The 12,019-nt window shown below is 56.3% G+C and carries 13 protein-coding genes; 10 read left to right on the top strand and 3 right to left on the bottom strand.

Annotated elements, in window-relative coordinates; genetic code table 11:
* Positions 1-30: 30 nt before the first annotated feature.
* Genes eutH through eutR form a run of 7 tightly spaced genes read left to right on the top strand, consistent with a single transcriptional unit; the run spans position 31 to position 7,232 of the window.
* Positions 31-1,257, top strand: coding sequence for an ethanolamine utilization protein EutH (gene eutH, locus KI228_RS15935; protein WP_061069795.1), 1,227 nt, complete (start codon positions 31-33; stop codon positions 1,255-1,257).
* Positions 1,254-2,657: an ethanolamine ammonia-lyase reactivating factor EutA gene (gene eutA / locus KI228_RS15930; protein WP_212807500.1), complete on the top strand. Its 1,404-nt coding sequence runs from the start codon at positions 1,254-1,256 to the stop codon at positions 2,655-2,657. The genes eutH and eutA overlap by 4 nt, the downstream gene beginning before the upstream one ends.
* 11 nt (positions 2,658-2,668) lie before the next feature.
* A complete protein-coding gene (gene eutB / locus KI228_RS15925; protein WP_042999888.1) occupies positions 2,669-4,030 on the top strand; it encodes an ethanolamine ammonia-lyase subunit alpha in 1,362 nt (453 codons plus the stop codon).
* Between the two features lie 20 nt (positions 4,031-4,050).
* The gene (gene eutC / locus KI228_RS15920) at positions 4,051-4,944 is read left to right on the top strand and encodes an ethanolamine ammonia-lyase subunit EutC (protein ID WP_042999889.1); all 894 of its coding nucleotides are present in this window, start codon (positions 4,051-4,053) and stop codon (positions 4,942-4,944) included.
* A 9-nt stretch (positions 4,945-4,953) separates the two neighbouring features.
* Positions 4,954-5,613 carry an ethanolamine utilization microcompartment protein EutL gene (eutL, locus tag KI228_RS15915; protein WP_042999890.1) on the top strand — a complete coding sequence of 220 codons (660 nt, stop codon included), beginning with the start codon at positions 4,954-4,956 and terminating at the stop codon, positions 5,611-5,613.
* A 12-nt stretch (positions 5,614-5,625) separates the two neighbouring features.
* The gene (gene eutK, locus KI228_RS15910; RefSeq protein WP_058586935.1) at positions 5,626-6,132 is read left to right on the top strand and encodes an ethanolamine utilization microcompartment protein EutK; all 507 of its coding nucleotides are present in this window, start codon (positions 5,626-5,628) and stop codon (positions 6,130-6,132) included.
* A 47-nt stretch (positions 6,133-6,179) separates the two neighbouring features.
* Positions 6,180-7,232: an HTH-type transcriptional regulator EutR gene (eutR, locus tag KI228_RS15905; RefSeq protein ID WP_042999892.1), complete on the top strand. Its 1,053-nt coding sequence runs from the start codon at positions 6,180-6,182 to the stop codon at positions 7,230-7,232.
* 57 nt (positions 7,233-7,289) lie between these two features.
* Here eutR and hemF read toward each other — a convergent pair whose 3' ends face one another.
* Positions 7,290-8,189 (bottom strand): oxygen-dependent coproporphyrinogen oxidase, encoded by a 900-nt coding sequence (hemF, locus tag KI228_RS15900; RefSeq protein WP_058586934.1) that lies wholly within the window; start codon positions 8,187-8,189, stop codon positions 7,290-7,292.
* 2 nt (positions 8,190-8,191) lie between these two features.
* Positions 8,192-9,061, bottom strand: coding sequence for an N-acetylmuramoyl-L-alanine amidase AmiA (amiA, locus tag KI228_RS15895; protein WP_042999894.1), 870 nt, complete (start codon positions 9,059-9,061; stop codon positions 8,192-8,194).
* A 211-nt stretch (positions 9,062-9,272) separates the two neighbouring features.
* Here amiA and KI228_RS15890 point away from each other — a divergent pair, with 211 nt between their 5' ends.
* Positions 9,273-9,698, top strand: a complete 426-nt coding sequence (locus KI228_RS15890; protein WP_043001859.1) for a GNAT family acetyltransferase — start codon at positions 9,273-9,275, stop codon at positions 9,696-9,698.
* A gap of 35 nt (positions 9,699-9,733) precedes the next feature.
* On the opposite strand, the gene KI228_RS15885 is transcribed toward KI228_RS15890, so the two are convergent.
* Positions 9,734-10,732 carry an alpha/beta hydrolase family protein gene (locus KI228_RS15885; RefSeq protein ID WP_061069796.1) on the bottom strand — a complete coding sequence of 333 codons (999 nt, stop codon included), beginning with the start codon at positions 10,730-10,732 and terminating at the stop codon, positions 9,734-9,736.
* Between the two features lie 144 nt (positions 10,733-10,876).
* Here KI228_RS15885 and KI228_RS15880 point away from each other — a divergent pair, with 144 nt between their 5' ends.
* Both KI228_RS15880 and KI228_RS15875 read left to right on the top strand, forming a co-directional pair.
* On the top strand, positions 10,877-11,314 hold the full coding sequence (locus tag KI228_RS15880; RefSeq protein ID WP_061069797.1) for a DUF2919 domain-containing protein: 438 nt from the start codon (positions 10,877-10,879) through the stop codon (positions 11,312-11,314).
* A gap of 60 nt (positions 11,315-11,374) precedes the next feature.
* Complete coding sequence (locus KI228_RS15875) at positions 11,375-11,950, top strand: RpoE-regulated lipoprotein (protein ID WP_061069798.1); 576 nt, start codon at positions 11,375-11,377, stop codon at positions 11,948-11,950.
* The last annotated feature ends 69 nt before the right edge of the window (positions 11,951-12,019 follow it).

Genomic DNA, 12,019 nt, shown 5'->3' with positions numbered 1-12,019 from the left:
ACGAAAAGCCTGGCAAATGGAGATAAGGGTATGGGAATTAACGAAATCATCATGTACATCATGATGTTCTTTATGCTGATTGCCGCCGTGGACAGGATCCTGTCGCAGTTCGGCGGGTCGGCGCGTTTCCTCGGGAAGTTCGGCAAAAGTATTGAGGGATCCGGCGGTCAGTTCGAAGAAGGGTTTATGGCGATGGGCGCTCTGGGACTGGCGATGGTCGGTATGACCGCGCTGGCGCCGGTGTTAGCCAAACTGCTCGGGCCGGTGATTATTCCGCTGTATGAAATGCTTGGCGCGAACCCATCCATGTTCGCCGGAACGCTGCTGGCGTGCGATATGGGCGGCTTCTTCCTTGCCAAAGAGCTGGCGGGTGGCGACGTCGCGGCGTGGCTCTACTCGGGATTGATTCTGGGGGCAATGATGGGGCCCACCATCGTGTTCTCTATCCCCGTTGCGCTGGGCATTATAGAGCCGTCTGACCGCCGTTATCTGGCGCTTGGGGTGCTGGCAGGCATTGTCACGATCCCTATCGGCTGTATTGCCGGTGGTCTGGTCGCGATGTATTCGGGCGTTGAGATCAACGGACAACCGGTCGAGTTCACCTTCGCGCTGATCCTGATGAACATGATCCCGGTGATTATCGTCGCCGTGCTGGTGGCGCTGGGATTGAAATTCATCCCGGAAAAAATGATCAACGGCTTCCAGATCTTCGCCAAATTTCTCGTTGCGCTGATCACCATTGGTCTCGCCGCGGCAGTCATCAAGTTCCTGCTGGGCTGGGAGCTGATCCCCGGTCTCGACCCCATCTTTATGGCACCTGGCGACACCCCCGGTGAAGTGATGCGCGCCATTGAAGTGATCGGTTCTATCTCCTGCGTGCTGCTCGGGGCGTATCCGATGGTGCTGTTACTGACCCGTTGGTTTGAGAAACCGCTGATGCGCGTCGGAAGCCTGTTGAAAATCAACAATATGGCAGCAGGCGGCATGGTGGCGACACTGGCGAATAACATCCCGATGTTCGGCATGATGAAGCAGATGGATACCCGCGGCAAAGTGCTCAACTGCGCCTTCGCCGTCTCCGCAGCCTTCGCGCTGGGTGACCACTTAGGCTTCGCGGCAGCCAATATGAACGCCATGATCTTCCCGATGATTGTCGGCAAATTGATTGGCGGTGTTACGGCGATTGGCGTGGCCATGATGCTGGTGCCAAAAGATGAAAACGTTCCGGCAGAAACGGAAGTGGAGGCGCAATCGTGAACACGCGCCAGCTACTGAGCGTCGGTATCGATATCGGCACCACGACCACGCAGGTGATCTTCTCGCGCCTGGAACTGGTTAACCGTGCGGCAGTGTCGCAGGTGCCCCGTTACGAATTCATCAAACGCGACATTAGCTGGCAAAGCCCGGTCTTCTTTACCCCCGTCGATAAGCAGGGCGGGTTACGGGAGGACGACCTTAAAGCGCTGATCCTCGCGCAGTATCAGGCGGCGGGGATCGCGCCGGAATCGGTTGATTCAGGGGCCATCATCATCACCGGCGAGAGCGCGAAAACCCGCAACGCGCGCCCGGCGGTGATGACACTCTCCCAGTCGCTCGGTGACTTTGTGGTTGCCAGTGCCGGACCGCATCTGGAATCGGTGATTGCCAGTCACGGCGCCGGGGCGCAAACCCTGTCTGAACAGCGGATGTGCCGGGTGCTGAACATCGACATCGGCGGCGGCACTTCGAACTATGCGCTGTTTGATGCCGGAAAGGTGAGCGGCACCGCCTGTCTGAACGTCGGCGGGCGTCTGCTGGAGACCGACGGTCAAGGGCGCGTCGTACATGCCCATCAACCCGGTCAGAAGATTGTCGATGAGGTATTCGGGGTGGGTACCGATGCCCGTTCACTGACCGTCGCGCAGTTAGGGCAGGTGGCGCAGCGGATGGCGAGTCTGATCGTAGAAGTGATCGACGGCGCGTTGTCGCCGCTGGCGCAAACGCTGATGCAAACCGGGTTACTGCCAGCGGACGCGAAGCCGGAGGTCATCACCCTGTCCGGCGGCGTGGGAGAGTGCTATCGCAATCTGCCTGCCGATCCGTTCTGCTTTTCTGATATTGGGCCGCTGCTGGCGACGGCGCTGCATGAGCATCCGCGTCTGCGTGCGATGAACGTGCAGTTTCCGGCGCAGACCGTGCGCGCTACGGTGATTGGCGCAGGGGCGCACACGCTGTCGCTCTCGGGCAGCACCATCTGGCTGGAAGGGGTTCAGTTGCCGCTGCGCAATCTGCCGGTGGCGATCCCGATGGATGACGCCGATCTGGTTGGCGCGTGGCAACAAGCGCTGACGCAGCTCGATCTGGATCCACAGACTGACGCATACGTACTGGCGCTTCCCGCCTCGTTGCCGGTGCGTTACGCCGCATTACTTACGGTCATCGACGCGCTGCTGGCCTTCATCGCGCGTTACCCGAATCCGCATCCCCTGCTGGTGGTGGCTGAGCAGGACTTTGGTAAAGCGCTGGGCATGCTGTTGCGCCCACAGTTACAGCAACTCCCGCTGGCGGTCATTGACGAAGTGATTGTCCGGGCGGGCGACTATATCGACATTGGTACGCCTTTGTTTGGCGGATCGGTTGTGCCGGTGACGGTGAAATCACTCGCATTTCCTTCCTGAGGGAACGACTTATGAAACTAAAGACCACATTGTTCGGCAATGTTTATCAGTTTAAGGATGTAAAAGAGGTGCTGGCAAAAGCCAACGAACTGCGTTCGGGGGATGTGCTGGCCGGCGTCGCGGCGCAAAGCTCGCAGGAGCGTGTCGCGGCGAAACAGGTGTTGTCGGAAATGACGGTGGCGGATATTCGCAATAACCCGGTGATTTCCTATGAAGAGGATTGCGTCACGCGCCTGATTCAGGACGATGTCAACGAAACGGCCTACAACCGCATTAAGAACTGGAGCATCAGCGAGCTGCGTGAGCATGTGCTGAGCGATGACACCTCGGTTGATGATATTGCCTTTACGCGTAAAGGACTGACCTCGGAAGTGGTGGCGGCAGTGGCGAAGATCTGCTCTAACGCCGATCTGATCTACGGCGGCAAGAAAATGCCGGTAATCAAAAAGGCCAACACCACGATCGGTATTCCGGGCACCTTCAGCTGTCGTCTGCAGCCGAACGATACCCGTGATGATGTGCAGAGTATTGCCGCGCAAATCTACGAAGGGCTCTCTTTTGGTGCCGGCGATGCGGTGATTGGCGTCAACCCGGTGACCGACGATGTGGAGAACTTAAGCCGCGTACTGGACACGGTTTATGGGGTGATCGACAAGTTCAACATCCCGACCCAGGGCTGTGTGCTGGCGCACGTTACCACGCAGATTGAAGCGATCCGTCGCGGTGCGCCGGGCGGACTGATCTTCCAGAGTATCTGCGGCAGTGAAAAGGGCTTAAAAGAGTTCGGCGTAGAGCTGGCAATGCTGGACGAAGCGCGTGCGGTAGGGGCGGAGTTTAACCGGATCGCCGGAGAAAACTGCCTGTATTTTGAAACCGGACAGGGCTCGGCGCTGTCCGCCGGGGCGAACTTCGGGGCGGACCAGGTAACGATGGAAGCACGTAACTACGGCCTGGCGCGTCACTACGATCCATTCCTGGTGAACACCGTGGTGGGCTTTATCGGGCCGGAGTATCTCTACAACGACCGCCAGATTATTCGTGCCGGTCTGGAAGATCACTTTATGGGCAAGCTGAGCGGCATCTCGATGGGCTGTGACTGCTGCTACACCAACCATGCCGATGCCGATCAGAACCTCAACGAAAACCTGATGATTCTGCTCGCCACCGCGGGCTGTAACTACATCATGGGTATGCCGCTTGGCGACGACATCATGCTCAACTACCAGACCACCGCCTTCCACGATACGGCGACCGTACGCCAGTTGCTGAATCTGCGTCCGTCGCCGGAGTTTGAACGCTGGCTGGAAACGATGGGCATTATGGCAAACGGTCGCCTGACCAAACGGGCGGGCGATCCGTCACTGTTCTTCTGATGACGCGGGGATGACAAACAATGGATCAAAAACAGATTGAAGAAATTGTACGCAGCGTAATGGCGTCAATGGGACAGACACAGCCGCAGACCGCCGCCCCGTCGCAGTCCTGCGACAAACCGCAGTGTGCGGCACCGTCGACTACAGAGAGCTGCGCGCTGGATCTGGGCTCCGCTGAAGCAAAAGCCTGGATTGGCGTGGAGAACCCGCATCGCGCAGAGGTGCTGACCGAACTGCGGCGCAGTACCGCAGCTCGCGTTTGCACCGGGCGTGCCGGTCCGCGTCCACGCACTCAGGCGCTACTGCGTTTTCTCGCCGACCACTCACGCTCAAAAGACACCGTCCTGAAAGAGGTGCCGGAAGAGTGGGTGAAAGCCCAGGGACTGCTGGAAGTGCGTTCGGAAATCAGCGACAAAAATCTCTACCTGACGCGCCCGGATATGGGCCGCCGTTTGAGTCAGGAAGCCATAGAGGCGCTGAAATCGCAGTGCGTCGCAAATCCGGATGTTCAGGTGGTGGTGTCTGACGGCCTGTCTACCGATGCGATCACCGCGAACTATGAAGAGATCCTGCCCCCGCTGCTGTCCGGTCTGAAGCAGGCCGGACTGAAGGTCGGGACACCGTTCTTTGTCCGCTATGGCCGCGTGAAGATTGAAGACCAGATCGGCGAGATCCTCGGAGCGAAAGTGGTGATTCTGCTGGTCGGTGAACGTCCAGGACTGGGGCAGTCGGAGAGTCTCTCCTGCTACGCGGTCTATTCACCGCGCGTGGCGACGACGGTGGAGGCCGACCGTACCTGTATTTCCAACATCCACCAGGGCGGTACGCCGCCGGTAGAAGCCGCTGCTGTCATCGTGGATTTGGCCAAACGCATGCTGGAGCAGAAAGCATCCGGCATCAACATGACCCGTTAAGGAGGCATCATGCCAGCATTAGATTTGATTCGACCGTCGGTCAGCGCGATGCGCGTGATTGCTTCCGTGAACGACGGGTTTGCACGCGAACTTAAATTACCGTCGCATATACGTAGCCTCGGTCTCATCACGGCAGATTCTGATGACGTGACGTATATTGCCGCAGACGAAGCGACAAAACAGGCGATGGTTGAAGTGGTGTATGGCCGTTCGCTGTACGCCGGGGCGGCCCATGGGCCATCGCCGACAGCCGGTGAAGTGTTGATTATGTTGGGCGGTCCAAACCCGGCGGAAGTGCGCGCCGGGCTGGATGCGATGGTGGCGCATATCGAAGGCGGCGCGGCGTTCCAGTGGGCGAACGATGCGGAAAACACCGCGTTCCTGGCGCATGTGGTGTCGCGTACCGGCTCTTATCTGTCGTCAACGGCAGGGATCGCGCTGGGCGATCCGCTGGCTTATCTGGTGGCACCGCCGCTGGAAGCAACCTATGGCATTGATGCGGCGATGAAATCCGCCGATGTTCAACTGGTGACCTACGTGCCGCCTCCGTCAGAAACTAACTACTCGGCGGCGTTTTTGACCGGTAGCCAGGCTGCCTGTAAAGCTGCCTGTAATGCCTTTGCCGATGCGGTTCTGGACATCGCCCGTAATCCTGTTCAGCGCGCGTAACGGAGGTCATCAATGATCAATGCACTGGGGTTACTGGAAGTGGAGGGCATGGTTGCCGCCGTGGACGCGTCGGATGCCATGCTGAAGGCGGCTAATGTCAACCTGCTGAGTCATGAAGTGCTTGACCCGGGCAAAGTGACGCTGGTGGTGGAAGGCGATCTGGCGGCGTGTCGTGCGGCGCTGGATGCCGGAAGCGCCGCAGCACAGCGGACAGGCCGCGTCATCAGCCGCAAAGAAATTGGTCGGCCAGAAGACGACACCCAGTGGCTGATCGGCGGATTTAAGCGCGCGTCGAAATCCCCTGAGCAGAAGACAGCGCCGAAGCCTGAAGCACCTGTACGGTCTGAATACGCCGACGCGCTGCTGGCGCAGCTCGCTACAGCGCGTCAGGGAATGACGGCAGGAGAGGTCGCCGCGCACTTTGGCTGGCCGCTTGAAGAGGCCAGAAACGCACTGGAACAGCTCTTCACTGACGGGGCGTTGCGTAAACGCAGTAGTCGCTATCGCTTAAAAAATTAACCTGTCGGAGGGCCGGGCGTCTTACCAGGCGTCCGGCGTAAAAGATCATGAAAAAGACCCGTTCAGCCAGTTTGCACCATCTTTATCATGAAGCGTTACCCGAAGACGTTAAACTCACGCCAAAGGTGGAAGTGGACAACGTTCACCAGCGGCGGACCACGGATGTTTATGAGCACGCCCTGACCATCACTGCCTGGCAGCAGATTTATGATCAACTGCATCCGGGGAAGTTTCATGGTGAATTCACGGAAATCTTGCTCGATGACATTCAGGTTTTTCGCGAATACACCGGACTGGCGCTGCGTCAGTCATGCCTGGTGTGGCCGAATTCGTTCTGGTTTGGCATTCCGGCCACGCGGGGCGAGCAGGGATTTATTGGCGCACAGTGTCTCGGCAGCGCCGAGATTGCGACCCGCCCGGGCGGTACGGAGTTCGAGCTGAGCACGCCGGATGATTACACGATTCTCGGGGTGGTAATTTCAGAGGATGTGATTTCCCGTCAGGCACAGTTTTTACATAATCCGGAAAGGGTGCTGCATATGCTGCGCAACCAGTCGGCGCTGGAGGTCAAAGAGCAGCACAAGGCGGCGCTGTGGGGCTTTGTCCAGCAGGCGCTGGCGACTTTTAGCGAGAACCCGGAGAATCTTCATCAACCCGCAGTGCGTAAGGTGCTGGGGGATAATCTGTTGTTGGCGATGGGCATGATGCTGGAGGACGCGCATCCTATCAACTCGGCGGAGAGTATCAGCCACCAGGGCTACCGCAAACTGCTCTCCCGGGCGCGTGAGTATGTGCTGGAAAATATGTCGGAGCCGCTGACGGTACTCGACCTCTGCAACCAGCTTCACGTCAGCCGTCGTACGTTGCAGAATGCATTTCACGCCATTTTGGGGATTGGACCGAATGCGTGGCTGAAAAGGATCCGCCTGAATGCGGTGCGACGGGAATTAATCAGCCCGTGGTCGCAGAGTACCACGGTCAAGGATGCGGCAATGCAGTGGGGGTTCTGGCATTTAGGGCAGTTCGCCACCGACTACCAGCAATTGTTTGCCGAGAAGCCGTCGCTGACGTTGCACCAGCGTATGCGCCAGTGGATGTGATGAACGCAGGCTGCAATGGATTGTAGGCCTGGTAAGGCGTAAGCCGCCATCAGGCAATTACACCCACTCACGCACCTGAATAAAATCGCTGAGAGCGGCCTCCGGGCTGCCAGCGTCCGGCTGCCAGTCGTATTCCCAACGCACCAGCGGCGGCATCGACATCAGGATGGATTCTGTGCGCCCGCCGGTCTGAAGCCCAAACAGGGTGCCACGATCCCACACCAGATTAAACTCCACGTAACGACCGCGACGATAGAGCTGGAAGTTACGCTCACGTTCACCCCAGCTCATCGCCTTGCGGCGCTCAACGATCGGCAGATACGCCTCGGTATAGCCTTCGCCGACGGCCTGCATGAAGGCGAAACAGTGGTCAAAATCCGGCGTGTTCAGATCGTCAAAAAACAGCCCGCCGATGCCACGCTGCTCGTTGCGATGTTTGAGGAAGAAATAGTCATCGCACCACTTTTTGTAACGTGGATAGACATCGTCGCCAAACGGCTGACACAGATCGCGCGCGGTGCGATGCCAGTGAATGGCGTCTTCTTCAAAGCCGTAGTAGGGCGTTAAGTCAAAACCGCCGCCAAACCACCAGACCGGGTCGGCACCCGGCTTTTCGGCAATAAAAAAACGCACGTTGGCATGGCTGGTGGGAATATAAGGGTTGAGCGGGTGCACGACCAGCGACACGCCCATCGCTTCAAAACTGCGTCCTGCCAGTTCCGGGCGATGGGCCGTGGCCGATGCTGGCATGGCGTCACCGTGTACGTGAGAAAAATTGACGCCAGCCTGTTCGAAGATGCCGCCGTTACGCAGCACCCGACTCCGTCCGCCGCCGCCCGCGTCACGCTGCCAGCTATCTTCGACAAACTCCGCGCCGTCAATGGCGGTGAGCTGCTGGCAAATGGCATCCTGCAAGTTCAGCAGGAACTGTTTTACGCGTAGAGCATCGGGTTTCATGATTACCGTTTCTTCGAATGGGCTTTCTGATTATCAAACCAATGGAAATAGCTGATCACACCATTAGCGATGGCGGTGGCGATCTTCTGACGAAATGCCGTGGTGCCCAGCAGTCGCTCCTCTTCCGGATTGGTGATGAACGAGGTTTCAACCAGTACCGACGGGATTGACGGTGATTTTAGCACCACAAACGCCGCCTGTTCCGTATTCCGGCTGTGCAGTTTATGTACCGGTTTGATCTTCCTGAGAATATGTGACCCCAGCGTCAGGCTGTTTTTGATGGTATCCGTCTGTACCAGGTCAAAGAGCACCTGTTGCAACAGGTGATCCTTGTCGGTCGTTTTCTTACCGGCGACTTCGTCGGCGCGGTTTTCGCGGTCGGAAAGGTATTTCGCCATGGCGCTACTGGCCCCGCGATTGGAGAGGGCAAACACCGACGCGCCCGCCGCACTGGGATTGGTAAAGCCGTCCGCGTGGATTGACATAAACAGATCCGCGCCGTGCTTGTGGGCGATTTCGACGCGGTCGTACAGGGGAATAAAGGTATCGCCCGAACGCGTCAGGCGGCAGTCGATCCCCTGACTGCGTAAAATGGAACGCACATTTTTCGCTATCGCCAGCACAACATGCTTTTCTTTGGAGCCGTTGCGGCCAATGGCTCCGGTGTCGATACCGCCGTGGCCCGGGTCCAGCACGACAATGCGCTTGCCACCTGATTTTTTCGTGGCAGGCTGACTGTGACCATTGCTGGTTTTCAGTGGGGCTTCTTTGGCTGTGGCGTTCGCCATCCCTGTTAATGTCAGCGCCGCCAGTCCGGCTTTCAGCACCTGACGGCGCGATGTGAGAGTTTTTAGCGGTTTAAAAGTGCTCATACGGCCTGAGTTGTAAAAAAAAGAGTCCTGATGTTATATCGTATCGCGTAATCCGTTACGACGCTTGATGTTGAGAATTGTTTTACTTTTCATTTCAATACGTGACAATCCGCTATTATGCCATTTTTTCCGCCGTTTCGCGTCAGATATTGGCTAAATGGGGCGTTCGCGCCATAATCGGAGTTTTAACCTTGAAAAGGGCCTCAATACCATGGAGATACGCGTTTTTCGCCAGGAAGATTTCGAAGAGGTGATCACCCTCTGGGAGCGCTGCGATTTGTTGCGTCCGTGGAATGACCCGGAAATGGATATCGAGCGGAAGGTGAACCATGACGTTAGCCTGTTTCTCGTTGCGGAAGTAAACGGGGAAGTGGTAGGGACGGTGATGGGCGGCTACGACGGTCATCGCGGATCGGCCTATTATCTTGGCGTGCACCCGGAATTTCGCGGTCGCGGCATCGCCAATGCGCTGCTTAACCGGCTTGAGAAAAAACTCATTGCGCGCGGTTGCCCGAAGATTCAGATCATGGTGCGTGAAGATAACGATGTGGTGTTGGGGATGTATGAGCGACTCGGCTATGAGCATGCCGACGTGCTGTGTCTCGGAAAACGCCTGATCGAAGATGAAGAATATTGATTCCCCTGTCGCGCGTCGGGACAGGGGATAATTGATTAACGCGCAACGCGGCTGGCGATTTGCGCGATATCATCTTCACTGAAAGAGATATTACAATCTTTTCCAGTATCGAGGAGGATTTTCTGGGCAATCATCTCTGTTACTGGCGCGATGGTACTAAAATGGTCGGCTTGAGGTATTTTGCGGATCTCTATTGGAATGTTATTTTTCCTGGCTAGCTTCGCAATGTTATCAAACGCAGACCAGTAACTCCTCGCTCCTTCAAAGTACCATGTAGGTTTCTTAATCGAAGTAATGAACGCGGCCGGTGAGCGTAAACGGTATTCTTGTTCCGTTTGTTCAAACGGCACGGGCACCATCATTTTTCCCCCTTGCACCCGCGCTTTTAAGTCAGGGATTGCACCGAGGCTGAAGTAGGCGCGAAATTTGTCACTATATTCACTGGATAGTAAAACACGGGTGCCGCCTGTACTGTGTCCCGCCAGATAAATGCGCTGCGGATCGACCCACGGCTGTTTTGCTAACCAATCATAAGCGGCTTCGATATCATCAAGCTCACCATAAAACATCTCGTAACTGCCGGGGTTATGGTCTTCGCCGCGAAAACTGGGCACCATTTCGACAAGCCCCGCATGGCGAAACGCGCTGCCGCTTTGGTCATTATCTCGCTCCTGTGGTTCCCAGAAATAATCACTGTCGCTCAAACCGCCATAACCACCGTGTATCCATATCACCGCAGGATGACGTTTATCATCTTTCGGATCCGGGGTGATGTAGGCTGCCATATCTCCAGACTTCGTGGGATAGTGGGTCAGTACATAAGCGTCCGCCGGTGGGGTTAGCAGATCGCCTGAATCCGTAAAGCTCTTTTGTACAATATGGGTGGTGAAACGACTGTGGGCCTCGCGAAGTGACTCATGGCTGACATTAACCTTATGACCCGTGTCTGGGATCTCAATAACCTCATCAACATCGTGACAGGCAACAAGCGATAAAAGTGCACTGACGATAAGTCCCTTCTGGAAATAACGCATAAGAACTCCTTCCCTGAAATAAAGTAAATTATTATGAATGTTCCGCATGAAATAGACAGATTGAATACGGACAAATGACAGCTTGTTCCCTAAGGGGAAATCATCGAGAATCTGTATAATTTCGCTCTATTATCAGGTTTTAACATGCATTTTCCGTCTGATTATGATCGTCATGGCACACTGAAATTGCCCTTTTTATTCTGGCTTGTGCTCTTGCTCCAGGCACGCACCTGGGTGCTGTTTGTGATTGCCGGTGCTTCGCGCGAACAGGGCACGGCGCTGTTGAATCTGTTCTATCCCGATCACGACAATTTTTGGCAGGGGCTGCTGCCGGGCATACCGGCAGTGTTGGCGTTCTTGCTGAGCGGACGACGCAACGCGTTTCCCCGGATATGGCATATGCTGTACGCGCTGCTGATTGTGGCTCAGGTGGTCCTGCTCTGTTGGCAGCCCGTTCTCTGGTTCAATGGCGATCCTGTCAATGGCGCGGGTCTGGCGCTGGTGGTGGCGGATATCGTGGCACTTTTGTGGCTATTGACCAACCGACGGATGCGCGCCTGTTTTACTCTGGAGAAAGAATAACGGAACTTTTTGGTGAAGCCGGACTCCAGGTAACGTTGATCATTAATGAAAGGAAGTGAGATGAAATCGCTGCGTGTAGTGTTATGTGCTATGCCGCTGGTGCTGACCGGCTGTTCGACGCTGTCGTCGGTAAACTGGTCTGCCGCCAATCCGTGGAACTGGTTTGGTTCATCGACAGAAGTAACCGAACAGGGCGTTGGCGCACTCACGGCATCGACGCCGCTAAATGAACAGGCCATTGCCGATGCGCTGGACGGCGACTATCGCCTGCGCAGAGGCATGAAGACCGAGAATGGCAATGTGGTGCGCTTTTTCGAAGCCATGAACGGCGACAAGGTGGCGATGGTCATTCACGGCGAGCAGGGAAACATCAGCCGCATTGATGTCCTGGATAGCGGGATTCCTTCCGACGCGGGCGTTGAAATTGGCACACCGTTTAGCGACCTCTACAGCAAAGCGTTCGGCAATTGTCAGCCTGCCAGCCACGCTGAGCAGAGCGCAGTAGAATGTAAAGCCGAAGGCAGTCAACACATCAGCTATCTCTTTACCGGTGAATGGAAGGGGCCTGAAGGGTTAATGCCGCCGGACGATACGCTGAAAGCGTGGAAAGTGAGCAAAATTATCTGGCGTCGTTAATTTGCGTCTGAACAAACCCTCGAACGTAAAAACAGGGTAAAATAACGCCCATCAATGCCACGATTGCGT

It is taken from the genome of Citrobacter amalonaticus (assembly GCF_018323885.1).
Taxonomy (GTDB): Bacteria; Pseudomonadota; Gammaproteobacteria; order Enterobacterales; family Enterobacteriaceae; genus Citrobacter_A; species Citrobacter_A amalonaticus.
The sequence above is the reverse complement of the archived record's forward strand: the minus strand, read 5'-3'. Positions and strand labels throughout refer to the sequence as shown.